The sequence below is a fragment of the Pseudomonas sp. UW4 genome (assembly GCF_000316175.1).
In the GTDB taxonomy this organism is placed as follows: domain Bacteria; phylum Pseudomonadota; class Gammaproteobacteria; order Pseudomonadales; family Pseudomonadaceae; genus Aquipseudomonas; species Aquipseudomonas laurylsulfatiphila.
This window is the reverse complement of the sequence record NC_019670.1, coordinates 769,601-790,725: the sequence shown is the minus strand read 5'-3', so window position 1 is coordinate 790,725 and position 21,125 is coordinate 769,601. Positions and strand designations below refer to the sequence as shown.

The 21,125-nt window shown below is 56.0% G+C and carries 7 protein-coding genes; 2 read left to right on the top strand and 5 right to left on the bottom strand.

Translation table 11 applies throughout. The features are described from left to right. Positions 1–52 precede the first annotated feature (52 nt). From PPUTUW4_RS03385 to PPUTUW4_RS03365, 5 genes are all read right to left on the bottom strand, one after another. Positions 53–2,152, bottom strand: a complete 2,100-nt coding sequence (locus PPUTUW4_RS03385; RefSeq protein WP_015093410.1) for a UvrD-helicase domain-containing protein — start codon at positions 2,150–2,152, stop codon at positions 53–55. Beyond that, positions 2,149–8,481, bottom strand: coding sequence for a DEAD/DEAH box helicase (locus tag PPUTUW4_RS03380; protein ID WP_015093409.1), 6,333 nt, complete (start codon positions 8,479–8,481; stop codon positions 2,149–2,151). The genes PPUTUW4_RS03385 and PPUTUW4_RS03380 overlap by 4 nt, the downstream gene beginning before the upstream one ends. A gap of 5 nt (positions 8,482–8,486) precedes the next feature. Next, the gene (locus tag PPUTUW4_RS03375; RefSeq protein ID WP_015093408.1) at positions 8,487–10,271 is read right to left on the bottom strand and encodes a DUF262 domain-containing protein; all 1,785 of its coding nucleotides are present in this window, start codon (positions 10,269–10,271) and stop codon (positions 8,487–8,489) included. Between the two features lie 79 nt (positions 10,272–10,350). Continuing rightward, complete coding sequence (locus PPUTUW4_RS03370; protein WP_015093407.1) at positions 10,351–15,264, bottom strand: class I SAM-dependent DNA methyltransferase; 4,914 nt, start codon at positions 15,262–15,264, stop codon at positions 10,351–10,353. Between the two features lie 14 nt (positions 15,265–15,278). Beyond that, the gene (locus tag PPUTUW4_RS03365; RefSeq protein ID WP_015093406.1) at positions 15,279–18,143 is read right to left on the bottom strand and encodes a DEAD/DEAH box helicase; all 2,865 of its coding nucleotides are present in this window, start codon (positions 18,141–18,143) and stop codon (positions 15,279–15,281) included. Positions 18,144–18,676: 533 nt separating this feature from the next. Here PPUTUW4_RS03365 and PPUTUW4_RS03360 point away from each other — a divergent pair. Then, a complete protein-coding gene (locus PPUTUW4_RS03360) occupies positions 18,677–19,333 on the top strand; it encodes a hypothetical protein (protein ID WP_049810747.1) in 657 nt (218 codons plus the stop codon). A 177-nt stretch (positions 19,334–19,510) separates the two neighbouring features. After that, on the top strand, positions 19,511–20,977 hold the full coding sequence (locus tag PPUTUW4_RS03355) for a DUF726 domain-containing protein (RefSeq protein ID WP_015093404.1): 1,467 nt from the start codon (positions 19,511–19,513) through the stop codon (positions 20,975–20,977). The last annotated feature ends 148 nt before the right edge of the window (positions 20,978–21,125 follow it).

The following is a 21,125-nucleotide window of genomic DNA, read 5'->3' as shown; positions in this document are numbered from 1 at the left end:
CCGCCACTGACCGACGTATACGGCTAATTTTTAGCTGTATACGTCTGAGGTTTTAGCCAACAGAAGGCCGTACCAGGAGAAACAAATTTCTCTTTGCTCGAGTAGCAGCAACGTGCAGCAGACATCTTTCAGAGGTTTCAGTGTCTTCGGTTACCCCGGCATCTTCATCACGGCTAAATTGCCCTGCATAAGTAGTGGCTCCCCTGTAGGCGGCAACAATCACTACGCTAAATTCAAGCCCCTTGATGCGGTGCATAGTGGCTAGACGGACGCCCAATAGTGCCGAATCGTCCGAGGTCGCGTTATCCAGTTTCAAGTGAACAATATTGGCTTGCTGCAGAGCTCGAGCAATGCTGTCCAGATCCTCGTTAGTACGGGCGGTGATGCAAATCTGTCGAGGCTCCATGCCATCGTCCTGCAGTTGTTTAAGGATCGCTTGTATATGCGGCATATCCTCATTAACGGAAGACGACTCGATGATATCCGGCACATCACCATGGGTAAGCGAACGGTAACCGCGCAGAGAGTCCGCATTCCCGTCCAGGTCATCGACAGCACATCCTTCGAGCTGAGCGCAGGCCCATTGACGGATTTCGTCGGTGGTTCGGTAATTCACCTTCAGGTTACGGCTGCGGCCGCGAACTTCGATACCCACCCGGCTAAGCACGACTTTGTGTCGGTAGATACGCTGGTGAGCGTCACCAACAATAAACAGGTCGTTTTCGGCTTCCTTTACTGCAGTACGAATAAGCTCAAAACCTGCGTTGCTAATGTCCTGAGCTTCGTCCACCACCATAGAACGAATACCCAGTGCGGGCTGCTCATTCACTAACAACTGAGAGGCCTCACGGAAGGCTTCTTCAGGCTCGCGCAAGTTGGCAGCTTGCAGTTGGGCCCGGTATTCGGCAAACACTGGCCAGATAGACTTACGCATCGCACGACCAAGCTGACCGCCTCGGCCTACTCGACTGGCACGCATATAGTCCTCAGCAGTTTCGCAGGCTTGAGGAAGCACAACCCGCTCATATTCAGCACGCATGAACGGTAAGCTGAGATCAACCGACGCTGGCATCGCCGACATGGCTGCTTGCCAGAAACGGCGACGGTCACCTTCGTTGTACAACAGGTTATTTGCGTAACCAAAACGACGCAGAAGACTGGAAGCCCACTGATCTAGGTTTACCACCTGAATTTTCTCCAACTCCTGCGGTGTGCACAGCAACGCCAAATGTTGGCGGATGTCTTCAGCAAGTGTTTTGGTGAACGTGGTAAACAACACCGGACGACCAGGTAAGTCCGAGTATTGTCTGGCAAGTCTTGCAGCACGATGCATAGCCACAACGGTTTTACCAGTACCTGCGCCACCGGTCACCTTCACAGGACCATTCCAATCGCGCTCCACCAACTTACGCTGGCTTGGGTGCAGGAATACCCTCCAGTGCTCTAGAGGTGCGGCTAGTAAAGCTTCCAGATCGCTGTCATCAGTCAGCACCACGAAATGACGCCGTGAGCTGTCGCGCTCAAGCGCAGCCCCGAAGTCTGCAGGGTCGACCGACTCCGGCGCGGATTGATCATTGATGATTTTGTCGAAAGGCTCGCCGGCAGCAAACAGATACAACGCTTCGTATGCCTCATCGGGCAATTGTGCTTCCAACGCCTCAAGCTCGCCTTCATTAGTTACGGCGCGTACCGCTTTCAGCCGGTCGTCAGGTACGCCCAGACGACGAATCTCACGATCTTTGAGTGCATCAAACAGGCCTGCTACTCGTACATCAGCCGGTGTGTCAGATGACGTCGTGTCAGCAGCTTCCTGCACTGCATAAACCTGAATACTGCCAACATCCGGGTGGATCGCGACTCGGTGGCGACGCGCCCAGTGATAGGCATCATCATGCTGATCGACCCACAGCAAGCAATACACGTTGCCCACATCCGGCTTGAGTACAATGCCCCGCATATTGTCGTTGATCCGAACCGAACGCATGTTCGGATCGGCGGCATCATGAATGCGCTCATAATTGATACCGGTCGCCATTGGGTTCTGACGAAACTTTGCAACGAAGGTCAGCACTGCCTGCTGGTGGGAGCGGGGAACTGCTGAAAACGACTTCAAGAAGTCATCGGACATTGCAATCTTGAGTGCCAGCGTCATGCCAGTGTCTCCATCAAAAGGGTTCTCAGCTCATCAGGCAACTCACTGCCGTCAGCGGTGAAAGAATGCCAACCTTGGCCAGCAAAAAGCGCAGCCTCTGCTTCAGAATCTGGCAGTAGTACCGCGGTACGAACATCTGGCCAAGCCAACTCAGCTTCTGCTATTACGCGGCCTTTTTCATCCATCAACTCATAGCCCACCTCTGGAGCGGTCACGTCGAGACCAGCCAGAGCCAAGCCCCAAGACTGTACTTCATGTGCAGCTAGACTCAGCGCTTCCTGCCAGGCCTCAGACAGCCCGCCGGATTTTGCTTTGAGCGCAGAACAATCCTGCAGCGCAGGTAACCCTGGCATTTCAGCGTTGCCAACCCAAATCTGACTCAGCGGCAACAATAAGTTAAGTGCCTGCCAAAGTTGCTGCCAGCGTAACTGAAGCTCGCTTTCGGGCAGACCATCTTCTTTCCACTCGCCAACCAGAACAGGTTCAGAGTCTGCAGAGCCATTGCCCCTCATCACTTGCTTCAGATGCTCCGGGTGCATGGCAATGGCCAGCATCCAGGCTGTACCGAGCTGACGCTGGCTCAACCTATGCATTTGCAGGTCAGGTAGCAGACCCAGCTCATCCAAACGCTGCCAGAAAGCCCCTCCGCGCAGGACTTGAAGCGCAGTAGTGTCCCCCGGCGGCATCAACATTCCCGTAGCCAGGGAGACGGCCAATTTGCCGAGCACTTGGTGTTGCCCATGGGCTAAACGCTGATGCAGCTGGCTAAAGGACGGCAACGATTTGAAATTGGAGAGTGTTGCGATGCCCTGTGCCGCGCACAGCTTCTGCACTACCTGCTGCGGATCATCATTAAGCAAAGTTGCCCAAGGCGATGGCGTAGGTAATACCTGGTTTTGCAAAGCGCATTCGACATCATCCCAGGTCAGCGTCCAGACTGAGAACTTTCCGCTCTTGGCCACCGCCATACGTTTGGCCATATCGGTAGTAATGATGTCTTTGTGGTACTGCCAACCATCAACAAAGACCGCCACGGGCAGGTCGTCGGCGGCATCGTCTGGCCAGAACACGAAGTCAGGCTTGCAAGAAATCAACACACCTTCGCTGGCTCCCAGATTGACCTGCAACTCCATCCGCCAGCGACGCGAGCCAGCCTGTATCTGATAGCCCGCCTTGCCCTTGAACAACAGCTCACTCAGCTTGAACTTCTCACCTTCATGCTCACGGCGCAGCGCTTCGACAAACCGCTTCTCCAGCATGCTGTCCAGTAACTGGTTAGCTGGCTGGGCGTCGGCCAGATGGGTAACTGGCTTCAGTGCACCCTTGTACTGCATCACCTCACCCAACAACTTCTGTGCTGTACGTCGCGAGATAGACTTACGATCATGGCTGTTGTGATAGCGGTACACGCAGCGATAACAGCCATCGGTGTCCGCATTCTGGTTGCAAGTGCAGCTGTTAAGGGCCTCTAGAGCTTTCTCGAACACCTCCAGCAACGGCTCGGGAGCACGCATCAGCTCTTTGAGATAGCCAGTACCTCCTGGAACACTATCGTAGATCACCAGATAGCATCGCGGCGTCTCAGAGCCCGCAGCCATACGCATATCTAGGGCAATACGTAGATGGTCCACTGCTCCCCTAAAACGCCGCGCCACCCCCAACTCCAGAGCCGACACAAAGCTCAGCAAGGCCTCGTTGGTATCGGCAAAACCCACCTCGGGCAAAAACAGACGAATGCCCTCACTAGTGAACTCGCGGTAGAGGAACACACATTGCTGCGTGCTCGCCTCGGGGTTCTTGCGCTTCGCGCACCAGGACGAATGGTTGCGATACAGCTCCTCGGCCTTGCGCTTGCGCTGCAAGGTGCCGCACTCGGGGCAGATGCTGAAACCAGGGCGGCTGAGTTCCTTCCCGCCGATCTCCATCGGCATGCCTTCCGCTGACTGCTCGCCAAAGTTCACCTCGCGAAAAGTCACCCGATCGAGAAACTCGAAGCCGAAAGGAAATGTCTGCTCGTCAATCACAAAGGCCTGACGCACCGCATCAGGCGGGCTATCCACCAAAGCCTGGCGCACATAAAAGCCGCGCTGACGCTCGTCTGAATCGTCAGCAATACGGCTATCGCGATCCAGCGTGCGGGCAAATACCGTGGTCAAGCGCAGCATCTCGTGTACGCGCCCACTGTCGCGCCACAGCGTATCGCCACATCGTGGGCAGTTAGGGTGTTGATCACCTGACGACAGCGGCTCGGTATAGGAGCACTGCCTACAGAAACGCCAATGCTCAGGCTTGATCTTCGATACGTCGATCTGGTTGATCACCACCCGCCGACCTTCGGCATAAAAGGTGTTGTTCGGTGCCAACTCAGTGATGGCCGTTGATCCAGGACGCTCATATTCGAAGGTCAGAGGATCAGGAGCGGATGTTCCAGGCTTTGAATCGCGCACAATGATCGAGCGCAACAGCACACCTTGCTCCGGGAACGCATAGTTGGGTAGCAAGCCCTCATCAGTCAGCACATTGAGCGTAGCCTTACCCTCAATGCTGCCAATCAAACGCGAAAGCGCAGTTCGATCTTGAAGCAGTCGCGCCAACTCCAGATCCTGATCCTCACCACGCACCGTCAATGCCTGCAGCTTATCGATCTCCTTCACTGCGGCTTCACGTTTGCGCTTGATGCTTTCAACATCACTAGCAATGCCCTGCAAACGGTTGACGATCTTGTACGCCAACGGACTGCTATCACCGCTGCTGCCCTGAATGAAATTTGCGAGCCATTGGCACGTACCGTCGCTCAAAGGGCACAACTCCCCTTGATTGAACAAGCGCAGGAACCGCTCAAGTAGCGATGCCTGGTGCTGTTCCACATAGCTCAACCAAGGGTAAGGAAATTTGCTCGTGGTCTGATTATTGATCGCAGTGAACACCCCACGAATTTCCGGAGGGATCTGCGCCGCCCGCCCGTTCTCATGCACCCAGCAATCTAGAGTGAACGCTGTAAGTTGACGCTCAAGTACCGCCGAGGCGTTAAGGAAAACCCCAGGTGCCTGCACGGAACCTGCAATCATGGTTTTAGGGTCATTCCAAAAATACAGGTCATGCGGCTTGCTGGTCGCCATGCTCATCAGCAACGCATTACCCGTGCTACGCCCTGCCCGACCGGCTCGCTGAATGTAGTTAGCCTGCTGTGGAGGAACCGAACATTGCAGCACGCTGGACAAGTCGCCAATATCGATACCCATCTCAAGAGTGGGTGTCGCGGAGAGCACATTAATGCCCCCGGGGCGATCACTGTTGGATTTAAAGTTGCGCTCTACCGCCTCGCGCGTTTCGCGCGGCAGCAAGCCGGTATGCTCATGCGCTACCACCCGCCGAATGTCCGCATTCAGATAGAGCTTGCGATAAAAGTCACCGGGTACATCTAGTGCGTGCAACTCGCCCCGGCAATCGACGCGGCGACACGCTTGCTCAGAAAAATCATCCTCTGGGCCAGAGAGTGTTGTGCTGTGGCAGCAGGCACACCGCCACACCTTGCCCCCCAAGATAACGTGGAAAGCAGAGGGCTCCAGCCCCCATACACGTATATCCGGCTTCTCGGTGGCCTCCTCAAAACCTGCTAAGCCAACGCTTTCCAATGCCTCAAGAGCAAGCCGATAAAGGGGTGCAATCAAGGCATCCGTGCCCAGCGCCAGTTCATGCAAAGCAGGCAATGCCTTGAACGCCCAGTCGCTAAACAAACGGGCATGGCTCTTAGTTACACTGACGCAGCGACCAAACTCTGCCAGTGTCAAAAACCTCGGAGGCCGAGGGCTGGTTAGAAGCTTAAACTGGCTTGGATTCTTCTTATACCCCCAAGGACTGCTACCCATTCGCGCATAAAACCCTAGCTCCTGATCACGCCAAGCCCCGATGCGCTGCATGTTTTCCAGTAGCCCGCGCAGTAAAACAACAACTTCGTCCAGCTGCGCGGCGGCTAACGGTTCAAGCGTGTCACGTAGACGTGGCAACAGCCATTGAGCGGCTTCGTCTAACTTGCCTGCAAGTGGCACTACGCAAGCAGTTCCCGTCGCTACCAGAGTACGACCAATATGAGCATCCTGGCCAAATTCTGCATTGAGCACCCAAGGCAACACCCTCGCCAACTCGCCAGGTAGGTTGCTGCTTTCAGGCAGCGCCCCCTCTTCCATCAGAGTCTCGTAATCACGTAGCCACTGCATTTGCGGTGGCAGGAAGTTAGCAATGTAATGACCATCACCTAGCGCCGTGCGCCAACGTTGCGCGAATGCTGTTGGCAAATTTTCCAATGTCACAGGTCGCCCAGCTGCATAGGCATCAGCAATTACCTGCGCCAACGCCGGGCGTAAGTTCATTCGCCAAGTTCGTGCGGCAAGGAACCCTGCACGATGCGCCGCATCCTGTACCGAGTCAGAGAAAGCAATCAGCTTCTTGTCTGGATTGAAGCGCGTTGCAAACAACTGTCCCACCATCACCGCAGCCAGACTGGCCGCTTGCGAACCAACAATCGTCAGCGTTTTATAACCGGCACAGAAAGGACAATCATGGTGCGACTTGGTGTACTTCGCGCCATTGCGCGTACCTTCACGCAGGTTGCTGGCAATATCTACAGCCAGCAAAGGCTGATCCTCACAGTGTGAGCATTCGGTTTGCGATGCCTGATGCAAGGTGCCGCACGCAGGACATACCTGCTTGCGCTGGAACACTGCAGGGTTCGCCCCCGCGCTGGAAGGAAAAATAAAACGAGTGCTCACATCCTCGGCGAAGAACGCGCTGTAAAACGCCTGCAGGTCATGGGTCAGTTGATTGGGACTGATCTTTTGTTGCGTAGAACCCCAGCCGGTGGCGTGGCACTCGCGACAATGGATCACCGGCAGATGCAGCCGGTCCATATCGGCTTTACGCAAGTCATCGTGATGCCGAAGCTGCGGTTCAGCATCCAGCACAGCCACCATGCGGCGCAGCTCACGTAGCCAGATTTCCACCTTCACCTGCAAGAAAAAGTTCTGATGTGCATCCTGGCGTGCATGCGCCACCAACGAGAGCAGGCTAGACAACCATAGCAGCGCAAAGCGCTCATCATCGCAGCTCGGCAAACGGCGCTTGAGCAATACCAACAGGTCATCCAGCAACACGGACTTTGGCCCAAGACGCTCCAAATCACGCAAAAGATTCTGGAAAGCAAAGTGGCTCTTCAGGTCCTTACCCAAGCCACAGCGCCAAGCAAAATCCTCTGCCTGCGTGACCGAGCAAGGCTCACCGAACCACAAGGGTGCTTGGGCCGCCAGATAGGCATGCAGGTCGTCAAAGTTCTCGGGGGCCAAGGTATCCAGATCACTGGGCTGCGGGCTTTGGGTGAACTCAACCAGGGCTTCAGCGAGATAATCCCCAACCGACTCGCGGTCCTCGGCGATAACCGCACTGTCATCCAACACTTCACCAAACACATCACCGGCAAAGGCCAGCAAATCGCTAACCCCATCGTCGCCCAGCGTTGCCGAAGTACCGACGCACACCAACTGGCCCGGCGGCGCCTTCAGACGTCCCTTGAGACGGCGAATCAAACAGGCCAGATCAGTACCCTGCGCACCGTCAAAGGTATGCAGCTCATCCACCACCAAATAACGCAGCGTGTCCGGCTGCTGATGCGCCCACAAAGGGGCATCTGCTGCACGCAGCAGAAGAAAGTCCAACATCTTGTAGTTGGTCAGCAGAATATCCGGCGGATTTTCACGCAGGGCATTGCGGTCGGTAATCACCGAATAACTGCCGTCACTCAATTCGGCGACCGTTTGCGACTCTACAGCCGGTGCATCGCCCACATACAAGCCTGCACGAATCCCACTAAGGCCAGCGGCCTTAACGATTTCCTTGGCCACGCGCCCAGATTGGTCGCTGGCCAAGGCATTCATGGGATAGAGGATGATCGCCTTGATGCCACGCCGCCCCTCGGCACGCGCCACTCGACAATGCTCAAGGATCGGATATAGAAAGCACTCGGTCTTACCCGACCCCGTACCCGTTGCCACCAACGTGGATTGAGCCTCTGATCCCGCCAGCCGCGCAAAAGCCTTGGCCTGATGTGCATGGGGCACAAAGCTGGCGGGTAACCAAGGAAAAGCTGGTAACCCGCCATTAAGCTGCTTGCGAAATGGCAGTGGCAATGTCAGATATGGCCCTTTGAAGATATTGCTGCGCTCAGCCAAAAAGCGCTCCAGCAAGCCCTCAAAACCAGTAGTAGTGGACGGGAATGCGGTGCGCAGAAAGTCTGCGACACCCTGAGTGACCTGCTGAGAAACGATAAGTGGCTGCATATTTTTTACTCGGCAAGATCAGCTTCAGTGAGGGGCCATTTTTTCACTGAGAACTTGGCAATCTCGATGCTGCGGGCAAGGATCGCATCCTTGGAAAAGGCTGGATTGGCACTAGCGTTCCTGGCCGCCAGCCCCTGGATTAACCTGAACTGCGAAGACCGATACAACTTCTGATCGCGCATCTTGTTCTCCGCTGAGCAGTTATTGCAGGCACTGTTGATGCGCTTCTCAATCGGTGCGAGATTACCGAGCAGATGGATATGCTCGAGATAGGCTTCTTCAGTGCGGAAACCATACAGACGGACGCCAAAGGAAGGCTCCTGCGGAAGAATATGCTCGATGGTCAGACCTGCAGTATTGATCTCGACCAAGTCTCCTATGTCGAGCTGAGGTAACCCCCCGGCGACTCTGACTGCGCTCTCAGCTTCCAGCAAAACTCGCGCAAGCCCAGGGTTTCGGAACATATCCTCCCCTGCCAGCCGCGACTCGAACTTAGCGCTCGGCATAAACCGCTGACAAAAATTGATCAGCCGCTCAGCAATCTCCTCATTGGTTAAATGACTAAAGGCTCGCATGAGAGCAGCCATATCGGCCTGCGGATTCGTACCCTGCAGCTTGAACACCCGAAGGTCTGCGAGCTCAATCAACTCCAGCATCGAATAGTTCAGATAGCTAGGTACTTGCACCTCCAGCATCTTCGAAGTGAACAGGCGGATGATCAGCGGGTACAGCGTGGCCGAGAGATCCTGAACAACCAGCAGCAAATAAAGGCTTCGGTTTGTTCGGGCGGCTTCAGCCAAACCGAGCAGACCTTTGAAGAACACCTCCAGGTCACTGACATAATCACTGATAAACCGGGCCAAGCGCTCCCTGTCACTGCGCATGGCTTTAAGCGCCGGTTTGAGAAAAGACTCCAGAACCGTTTCAGAGGTTGCGTTGTAATCCGCGCCGGACTCCACATCGTGTTGCTCGCCGTTAAACGCGAAATAGTGATACCGCAGCACGTCATCTTCCCGGAACGGATCACGATTGATCAGGCGAATCTGATAACCCGGCTCCGCCGCGAGCTTCTTGAGTTTGCTAAAGCTGCGGAAGGCCTCGCCGAACTTATCAGCGATCATCGAATCCAGCTCGCCATCCAGAAAGCGATTGGAGTAATAGATCAACAGACTCTTGGCGATATCCATCTTGGCCAAAGGAACACCCCGGTCGTTGACCGACTGGAACATGCGAATGGCTTTACCCTCATTGGCCTCCGTGAACTCAAGCACCTCAAGATGACTGATGCTCAGCAGCCAGTTCTTGATGGCCTCCTGCCCTTGGTGCTCCTTGATGGCACTGATGCGCTGGCGAATCCACTGGTAGGCCACCAGTAACCGCTGCTGGCCATCAGAATCAGGCTCTGGTAGCTCATCATTCAGTAGTGCAGAAAAAAACGTCTTGTTACTGCCTAGAACGGTGAACTTGGGGCCATATACGGGATGCGTGATGTAGGTACTGCGGTAATGCTCCTTGATGGGCAACTCATCGACTGCATCAACCAAAGCATCGAGCAGCATGGTCAGTGTGGTAAGCCGCTGTTGACCATCCACCACTCGAACCGGTGCCATTTTTCCGGTCTGCGACAAAATAAAGGTGCCCAAATAATGGCCACCGCCCAGCTCCATTGCTTCCTCGATATCCTCAAACAGGTCATCGATATTGCTGGTCGTCCAGGCGTAGTCACGCTGGTACGCGGGAATTTCTAGGGTCTTGCCAGTGAAGAACTGTTCGATGGTTTGGGTAGCCAAAATCCGTTTCCTTAGGGTGGTGGCTCAGCGGTGTGCTGGTATCCAGGCTTTATCTGCCTTGCTGAATTTCTCAACAGGGTTAGCCATGGTTCACCTCCTTGGCAAAATGCGCCCAAGCTACGCGATAGTCAGCTTCGCGGTCAGCCAGTGTGAAAGGGGCAGTGTATTGGACGTTGCGTTGCACTGGGCCACCGGGTTGGGTGTCGTCGAGGATGGGGCGCTCGATGAGGGTGCCGTCGGGGACTTGGGGTTGGCCATCTTTGGGTTGCACATCCTCCCAGCCGAGGCGGTGGGTTTTCTCGCTGCCGTCGGGGAAGCGGACCGTGCAGTCGGCATCGCGCTTACCGGCCTTCCGCGGCAGGCCAACGCCGACCAAGCCTTTGCTGGAGGTGAAGACAATGCGGCCGTTGGCGTCGTACCACGTGTCGCGCTCGTACTGGCGCATCACCGGGAACTGCACGCGGTAGATGGTCAGCAACTCGTCCAGGGTCAGGCCGAGGGCATGAGCGGCGAGCACGTCGATTTCTACCAGAGCCTGACGGCGGGCGTAGTCGCTACGCAGGGCGCAATGGCGCTGCCAGTTGGGGGTAAGCTGGGCGAAGAAACTATGCGGTAGGCGCGGGTCGATGCTAGCCCAGTTATCCTGTAGGAAAGCGGGCTGCCAGCAATCGAACCAGAGGTCGGCGTAATGAGTTGTAAGGCAATTCAGCATAAGAGTTCTAACTGCTAACGCTGGGGTACCTGATAGCAAAGGTAAGGTACTTGCTGTTGCGTCACGAAAATCCTGCTTTCCAGTCGCTCTAAAGTAAAAATCGAATGGAATTGAAGACCAATAGCCTACTGCCGGAATAAGTCGTTGGCTGTCCATGAACGCTACCGAGAAGACGCCATTAATGTGCGCTACGCCGGGGGGGAGCAGCGCTGGTTTAAGCGAGCGTTCGTTAGCTGGGTTAGCACCACGTCGTGAAGCTACCCTCCAATATGCCGTCACTGGTCTCGCTTTCTTAGCGCCTGCCTCAAGCCAACTGACCCGCGGCACACGGGAAACATAGGAGGTGGCATCGCAGGCTGGCCGATAATTGCTGCGTGGCAAATAGTTGTCGGATATTTGATCGAGATCGAGCACGTCGTAATCGCTGTTCTTAACTGCTACTCGGCGCAGCGTTTTACTCAGCGGATTTCCCGTAAAAAGATGCGGCCCGGAAAGCACTAAATCGGCGAGTGAATCAACAAAGCCAGTCGTGCGTTGAAGAGTGCCATCTTTTTGCGCGCCTGTTTCGTGCCACATTTCCAAAGGAAAGTATTCATTCGCTAGGTCTCCTAAGCGAAGTGATTGACGAGCGAATTTATCTAATACCGAGACCATTTCTCGACTGTGCACCGCTGGTAACCTGGCCTCCCTGATCGGCGTACCAGGGACGTCATAGAGAAGTGCAAAGGTTGTTAGTAGATCGGCCTCTACCTCAATCACGCGACTAGCATGACCATCCGTGTTCCACCCTCCCCTGTCGTACTTGATACCAGGAATGGGACCGCCTCCGAGGTGGTCCAGGCTTGCAGCGACAGTGGCAGGAGAAAACAAGTTTGCGATGTTACGAAAGCTAACTCGATGTTGTTCAGCGGCGTATATATTGATGCTGAACTGAGTGTCATGGTGTACCTCGGCAAAAAGCATCAGTTCGTTAGCGAATTGATAATGTGCTCGCAAGCGCTGGTAAATAGCCGCTCTCAGTATTCCACCCTTGGGATCATCGTAAGTACCTTCCGGATGCAACAACGCCTGTACGCCACAACCTACCCTCCAAACTAGCGGCAAAAAACACTTGTACAGATTGCTTTGCTGCCCCTTGAGCAGCGGGTAGTTCTGCATGGCATTGAGAAACTGACCCATGCCCTCGGTGGCGACACACTCGGCCAAATAATCCGCCTTGGCCAGCGGCAGCGCGGCAAACACCGCCTCGCGCTGTTTAGCCGTATCTGGCGCACTCAATTTGCGAATGGCAAAGCGCGGGTCGAAGTCCGACAGCAGTGCCTGCTCGTTCCACTCCACCTTGATCCACGGCGGATTACCGAGGATCACATCAAAGCCGCCACGAGCCTTGAACACATCGGCGAACTCCAGCGCCCAATGCATAAAATGCTGCTGGCCGGCCACTTGCTGCGCCACCTGCAGTTGAGGCAAGGCGTTGATCAGCGCGGCGATATCGACATGGCCGTAACGGTCACGCTCGGGAGCAAAGTCCAGCCCCTGCTGCGGGTAGGTTTCTGGGAATAGATCATCTGCCAACACACTGTTCAGGCTGGCATTGCCGAGCAGTACAGTTTCCAACACAAACCACCAGTGTTCGCGGCTAGGCAACTCGCTGGCTTTATCCAGTGGCCAGAACCACAGGGCGCACCAGGCATCCATCACCAGTTTGAGGCGACGGTATGGGCTGGCATTTTTCTGCGCTTCGCTAAGCATTTCCCGCTGGTAGGCGGCATCTTTCTGCGCGGTGCTAGTCGGAGCGCGGTTCGCGGCCGGGTCGGGCCATACATGCAGCTCATCGCAAGTAGCGGCGCGCACACGGGCCAGCTCCTGGGCGTGTTGCTGCCAGAGCTGCTCGGTGGCAACACTTAGCGCCTGCACCCGTTTGATTTCATCGCTACTCAGCGGCGCAGTAAAGGCGTTGCGCCATTGTTTGAATTGGTTGAAGGCCGCGGGCTTCAGTGCCTTTATCACCTTATCGGTGACCATACCCATGCCTTCAGCAGGTAGCAAAAAGTGGTATACATCGGTAGCGGCGGGCACTTGTGTGAGTGGCAAAGCACGCGGCGCGGCAGCGCGCCAATCGCGTTCGGGCAGACCGTTTTCACCCCTGCCTGGGCGGAGCTGGGCGGTGCTAAACAGTTCGCGTCGCGCCCCCACTAGGGAGTTACCGTTGTACAGCTGCAAGCCAAACCACGGCACATGGCTGCCTTTGAAAATGGCGTTGAGCCACAAGGAGACTTCGGCTAGCTCCACCGCAATGGGGTTGAGGTCCACACCAAAGACATTACTGTCGGCAATGAACATCTTCACCCGCTGTTTTTCTTCGGTGTACTGCTCGTGCGGGATGGTGCGGCCTAACTCTTTCTGTTTAGCCTGCAGGTAGGCTTCGGCCAATTGACTGACAGCCTCGTTCAAAAACGCCGCGCTGCCCATGGCCGGTTCGCACACGGTGAGTTTCAGAATTTCATCCGCCGTTTTACCAGGCAGGATTTCCTTTAGCGCATGCTCAACCAGGCATTTGGTCAGCACTTCAGGGGTGTAGTAGCTGGCCGACTTCTCGCGGGCACGTCCGGCGAGGCGATAGATGAAGCTGCCCTTGGGATGAATCTTGGTATTGCCGCCAAACAGACGTTCGGCGTCGGTGTACTGGCTGATGCTACTGGCAGGTACAAAGTAGGCTGCATCCAGAGGGTTGACCTCGGCGTCTTTTTTCTTCTCGGCCGCGCTGGGGGTATCGAGGCCTTCCTCTCTGTCCGCATCACTCTCGCTCGAGTCGTCTTCTTCGCTTTCGTCGCCCGTACTTGCCTTCTTACCTTTGGGATCTGGGCGGACTTCGTAGAGATCTACTTCGGCGAAGAAACCACGGAAGGACAACAGCGCTTCGTACACCGCACCCAACTGGTTGATACCGAGGGTGCCATAACTGATGCGCCCACGACGGTTCTTGCCACCACCACGGGACAGTGACATAAGCTCAATGACTTTCTGCAGCACCGAGTTTCGCAGCTTGACGCTACCCAGCAGCGGCGTGCGCGCGGGGTCAAACAGATGGCCTTGCAGCGGCGCGATGGTGAAGCCGTTGTCGAGCAAGCCATCATGGCTGCCACCCAAATCGAGCTGACTCGCCGTGGCATCCCGTCGTGGGTAGCCTTGCCAGATCAGGCCAAAGAGTTGCTTGAGGCTGTCGTGAAAATAGAAACCTTCCTGGGCATCGCTGGTGGTCAGCGGGGTTTGTTCCAGCTCGCGCAGGTGCTCGATGCTATAGCCCTTGAGGTAAGCCTCGGCATCGATGGGCGCATAGCCCAGCTCGGGTCGCGCCTCGATATAAAACATAAACAGCAGGCGGTACATGTAGCGCAGGCTTTCACGGCTGAGCTGGTCGGCTAGGTCGGTATCGTTACGCTCGAACACCTTCTCTTTGGCCACCGTGCGTTTGTACCAGATGGCCTCATTGGCAATCAGCTCAATGCATTCACGCAGGGCGTATTTGAGATCAGTGGATACCTCAAAGGCATGCTTGTGCGAGCTGTCGTCCAGGCTGTCGAGCAGCGCCACGCCGCCTTCCACCGGCAGCACCGACTGGCTGCCCAGCAGCGCGGCCATAGCGCGGAACTGCTTGTCATCACGCGGGCCGAACAGTTCCGGCAGGTTGAAGCGCAGCAGTGCCTTGCGCCCCCATTTGCTGCGCTCGATCAGCAGCCACTCTTCATGGTGCAGCAGCAACACCCAGCGTGGCGGGTGGTCGTCGGCAAACAGGCGCTTGCTGAGGGTTTCCTCCCAGTCGCTGTGGGCATATTTACCTTTGCCTTGCTCACTGGCCGCTGGCGCAAGCAATTGCAGCGGGCTGCTGTCGTCGTCCTCCGCATTGGCAATAGCTGCCGCAATGACCAACAGCGGCTGGTGTTTGGCATCGCGATACACCGCGAGCACCGGCAATTCTCCTTCAGCCAACGTCAGGTTCTGCGGCGCAAGTTCGTAACCCAGGGCGGCGAGCAGAGGCTGCACTAGATCAATAAACAGGCTGGCGCGCTCGCTGGTTTTGCGCTCATTCAGAAAGCGCTCGCGGGCACGGAAGTAACCATTAGCCCCCGCAGCAGTACGCAGACGAGCGACGGGGCTTTGCGCGCCCTGCTCTTTCCACTGGTCAAACAGCGGCTTGAGGTCTTTTTCGAGGATCTCGTCCAGGTAGTGCTGGCTGTAGAACTCGTTGGCATTGGTGAGGCCGGTGATGGCAAAACTCATGCTGTATTCCTTCCTTAAGCCATCAGTGCGGCGACAACGGTGAACTGAGCGCGGTCATCCAGTTGCAGGGTGTCGCGTATCCATTGTTGGTAGTTACTGAACAGGTCTGCGGTGGCGCTTTCTTTCTGCTTACGTTTGGCTGCGATGACCTGTTCGATACCTTTGGCGAAATCGATTTCCAACTGTTCGTTGTGTTTGAGCTGCAGGGTTTGCAGTTTGGCCAACTCGCACTCCAGACGTTGGCGGCAGTTGGCATCGAAGGCCTGCTTGATCGGTTTGATGTGTTTTTCAGCAGCCTGAATAACCGCGGGTAGTGCACTTTGCAGGGCACGGCTGTCGGGCGCCTGACCATCGTTGGCCTGGGCTTTTGCGGTGCTGGTGAGCCCAGTGCGCTGCAGTGTTTCCGCCAGGCTGAGCACGCCCAGTACCTGCCCAGCAGCATCGAGCTGTACACCGAGCCACTCGGCTAGCACGGCTTGACCGCGGCGGTTGGGCACCTGGGCGAGCACCAGCACGATGGCTTCGCCTGCGGTCAGCCCCTGTGCAACGCGCAGCAGCGGAGCACGCTGGCGACGAAACAGAGCCATAAGTTTGTAGTCGAGCCACTGGGCAATGGGGTTGAGCGCCCAGAGGTAGTGCAGCTGCGGCCAGGCATTGGTGTCGCGCGCCTGTTTGATGGCCTCTTCAACCACAGCCTTATCGGCGCTCAAGGCAAAGGTGTTATCGTTCGGCCACATTTCGCTGGCCAGATCACGCTTGAGCACCTGGGCAAGGTCGCGACTGGGCTGGAAGCTCAGCGTGCGGCTGGCATCATCCGTTTTGATTGCAGCATGTTCGCGCGGCGATTGTTGCGCCAGCCAGCGCAAGGCATCGCGAAGGTAAATGTAACTGTCGTTAAACAGACTGGTGAGTTCAGCAGTGGGCGCCATGAGCGCTGCTGTGCTGGCGGGCGCAACGCTATCACTGCTGGGTACGTTCGCGCCCCACAGGGCTTCGAAAGGGTCGATATCATCCCCAGCCAGTAGCGCGGCGAATTCCTCGACAGTGCGGTTGCCTTCAATGGCCTTGGCCACTTCGACGGCTTCCAGCTCCTCGTCATACAGCCCCATAAAGGCTGATGGATCGCCGATATTCTTCGCCGCCTGCACGTCCTTATCTATCAGGATTTCCAGGTAGCGCAAGTCACCGCGAATTCTCTCGTGGCGAGGTTCTGTCAGCAGGTAGCCGATTTTCGGGGCATGCAGTTGACCATATCGATCCACACGACCATTGCGCTGCTGGAACACCATCAGCGACCAGGAAATATCGAAGTGGATTAGCCGATGAGCTTGGTAGTGCAGGTTAAGACCTTCGGAGGCCACGTCCGAGGCAATCAGCAGGCGCAGGGGCGAATGGGTTTTGCCGAAATCTTCGACCGTCTGCTGGATGTCCTGGTCAGGCAATTGGCCGTGCAGGATGGCTACGGCGTTATCTTTTAACCCCAGGGCCTTGGGCAGCTCTAGCTGGAGGAATTTCAGTGTTTCTACTCGCTCGGTGAAGATCACCAGGCGGTCACTTGGATCTTTGCCATCCCAACGCCAGTGCTGACCTTGTTTGAGCTGGCTGATGAGGTGCTGGAATTTACTGAATTTGTCGGCACTGATGGCCTGCACCAGAACTTGAAGATCACGCAGCCCCTCAAGATCAGGATGGCGTGCGTCTTTTACCTCGAGCTTTCGGATGCGCTCTTTCAGCGTTTGTAGGCAGGCTGCCGGGGAAGAGAACAGCGCCTTTTCCAGCACGGTGCGGAACAACATGGCACCGTCGCGCGCACCGGTCCCGTCGCTATTAAGTTTGAGTTCGGCTAGGGCATCGAAGGCGAGGTTTTCCGCCGGGCTTGCGGCGCAGGCCAAACGAAACACTTCTCGCTCTGGGAACTCCTGCTTCATCTGCTCGCGCACGTCTTTCTTGAAACGGCGAACAAAAAGGTGATCGACATCCTCGCGGGTGTAGTCGGCCCCTGCTGGCAGCACCGTGGGGTCGAGCATGCGCACGAGGCTGGCGAAGCTGTCCTTTTTGCCGTTGTGCGGTGTGGCGGTGAGCAAGATCAGTGCATCGGAGCGTTGCGAGAGTAACTCCGCCAAGCGATTGCTCTGGGTGCGATTGCCCTTGTAGGAAACGTTGTGGGCTTCGTCGATGATGATCAGATCCCACCAGGCGCTTTCCAGGTAGTGACGGTACTCGCTGTCGCGCTTTAAGGTATCGACTGAGATGATGGTGCGGTCGTAATAGTTAAAGGGATTGTGATTGGCAGGGATATCGCGACGAATGCGCTGAATACCGGCTGAGTCCAGGCGGGTGAGCGGGATGGTAAAGCGGTTCCAGAACTCCTGCTGAAACTGGCGCATCATACTTTTGGTAGTGACCACCAAAATGCGGCGCGCTTTACCTCTGCGCATCAACTCAGCAGTAAGGATGCCGGCCTCAAGGGTTTTACCTAGGCCTACTGTATCCGCAATGAGCAAGCGCGGGCGCAGCTGCTGCAAGACCTGATGAGCGGGCTGCAACTGAAACGGCAGCGCATCCATGACCCCATGCTGACCAATCACTACCGACTCGCTTTGCAGCGCCGACTGACGCAGACGCGCCTCGATAAACAGCCGCGAAGCAATAAATGTGGGCGATTCGTCGTACACCAGCTCAGTCTTTGCTGGGTCAATCAGCGTGACGCCTTCGAGTTCAGTGAGGAAAAGCGCATGACGATTGCGCACGGTTTCCGACACGCCTATGCAGGAGAGCTGCCAGCCACCAAGATTGCATTGGTCGGCATTCTGGATAATCCACTCTTCATCGCGGATCACTGCACGTGCACCGGGGGCTGGGGCTTGGGTCAGTTGCATTGGTGCAATCCTTGTCAGGGCACTAGGTACACAGAAAACTGCATTAAGATAAATCGATCGCCTAATAAACCCAGACAGATCGGCACTCCGCTGATCAATTCATTACCGCTCAGTCGCGGCATGAGCCGATGCATTTTCAGCAGTGATAACGTCCGTCGAGGACGCCACCACGTCTATCTGGCGGGTGGCACTTTACCAGCTTTGCGCTTATTGGAACGGGCGGGGTTTCAACAGATAGGGTCATCAAGGCTGCCAAAACGAAAGGACCTTGAAAGGGATGGTCGTAAAGACGGCCTCCGTCACCTCGAATCATCCACATGGTTGGCATATTGGTTCGCGCACTATCCTAGATTGGGGTAAAAATGCAGCAAGGGTGATAGCCTTTTGGAATGCAATTGATCATAACTGATACTCGACAGACGCAAGGCGATTAGCCATCATCAACTGCTATCGTTTTCCCTTTTGCGAGTCGCGGTACCGCTTCTACCGCTCGCCTTTGCATCGGACGCTCCCCCTTGAACGTAATGAATGTAATGCCCCAGCTTTCCCTTTCGCGATCTGGACCGGTGAACGAAGCCGGCGAGGCGGTGCACTTCCGCCAGGGGGATCTCGACGGGGCCTGTGGCCCCTATAGCTTGATGATGGCACTGGTAGCCAATGGCATTGTTACCCGCTTTGAAGCGAGTTACATGGGGTTGCACGATGGTCGAACCCGATTGGGAAAATTTTATAACCGGTTGATTGAGTTCGGTGGGCTAATCAATAACGGCACCGACGAGTACGACCTGGATTGGTTACTGGATTGCTTTCGTAACCAGCTCAGCCTGAAGAAATTCAACGGCACTACCCGTTCACTTGTCACTGATGTGGTCGCAGCGGTAACCGCTGGGTACTCAACGATTGTCGGCGTGGACTGGCCAGGCGGCGAGGGTCATTGGCTATTGGTGGTCGGCTATCAGAGTCAGGTGATTGACGGTCCGGAAGGTCGGGCCAAAACCATAGTGACTCACTTTTTGTGTCTAGACCCCTTCTTGGAAGCGCCCAGAGTGTCGCTTTGGAATGCCGTGCTAGAACTCCAAACGACGGAAGGTACGGTAGTGAACGCCGGCCGTTATCCGTCCAACCATTGGGGTGGTCTCGAGCCTACGAAATGCCGGATTACCAATGGCCTGGGTATCGGCAAGCGATAAGCGCGGCGATGCTTGTTATCCAGTGTAAACGATAGCGCTTGCGCTAAAAGAGTACCCCCGAGCTCATACCAGAAAGCCCCTACCAACTGGCGACCGTCGAGGATGAGGATGCTCGTAGCGGCATTGCGAGCTATTTTTGATCAACGTCGCACCTTACAGTCTCGGATACCCCGTCACGTGAGCCATACATTCAAATTCCTGAGCCTCCCTCACCGTTCAGGAGAGGTCGCAAACGTCTTCATCCATGGCTACTCCGCCGGCCACGACATGGAAGACCGGTGCGCGCTGCGAAAGTGCATCCCTTCGTCCCTGCACAACTGCGTCAACATCTTTGCTTTCTGGCCGTCGGGTCACTGGAGTCAGTTCGATGCGTTGTCCAGCGGCGGAGTGTCGGCGATCACCCGGGTCAATGTCTTAGCGGGCGCTGCGGCTGCAGTGGTCGACCGCGCCGTGCACTTCAACAGCAGTCGCAAACGCGCAACCGCCATGGGCAAGACACTGCTGTCACAACTCGAGCGCTACCTCCTCGAATTTCATCCTTACGTGTCGAAGATCAACCTGGTCGGGCATTCACTTGGCGGACGGGTCGTCGTCAGTGCGCTGCTCGACATGCTGCACAAGCCCGCCAATCACGACCTCGAAATCGGCGACGTGCTGTTGATGGCCGCAGCTACCGAACTGTCGGGCAATGAGGCGCGTGCCATCCGCAAGCGCACCAACTGCAAGCTGTACAACGCTTACTCAAAAAATGATGACATTCTGCGGTTGAATATCGGGGAAAACAGCGCCGGCCGCCAACCAGTTGCCAACTGCAAAAATGTGCGCATGGAATCTTTCGGCCACACGGACTATTGGCCGCGACTGGAGCAGGTACTGAGAGAATCAGGTTTCCACAGTTACCAAAGTGGCCTACCCGTCTCTCTTCAGCCCCACCCCATCATCAAGAACCCCGATCCTGTGGTAACCGACCACTTTCTGTACGACCTGCTCGAACTGACCAGCGACCGCATCCGCGGCCAATTCGCCAAGCACTTGCGTAGCAGCAGCTGGACGACGCTGGAAACCGATCATTCGCTCTACCTGCTGAGCAAGGAATTCCAACTTCTGGGCGGGCACTGCCTGGTCAACATGGCACGCGGGCGGGGCCTGAAGTATGTGCAGATTCTGTTGATGCTGGCGGAGCATTACGATCTGCTGAGCGAGTTACACGACTGTGCGCAGGTGGTGGAGATGGAAGCGCTACTGATCAGCACGTGTTTCCGCTCTTCGTTCGGTGAGGCTCATGTGCTTGCTTCTCGACAGGACATTACTGAGCATATGGCGGCTATGACAGAGAAAGGCTACTTCGAACAGGTCGATAGCCTGGCCGCCAGCCTGACCATTACCTCCTATTTCTCGACTCCGGAGGCACCATTGCCTGTGTATCGAAACAGCAGCTCGGCATTGTCGAGCGAGAGAAATGGGTTGGTACTGGCCTCAACATCAATGCTGCCGTCGCTGACCGGACTGATCTCGACCGAACGCATCAAGGCGGCAGCCACCAACCTGAAAAGCGCGGTCAAACCCGGCTACTCTGCGTTGATTCCAGCGGTCGCAATTCTGTTCTATGCGCGCTTGCAACTGAACAACGAAGGGCTGCTTTAGCACTCTGCAAAATGCCTGACCAGCCATGCCGCTGGCCAGGCACGGGAGATCGAACCTGATCTCGCCCTTGCCGCGAGCGCAGCCTATTTCCCGCTCCGAGCCTCGCTGAGCTTGCGCTCGAGTAACGCGAGCAAGTCGTCAGCATCCA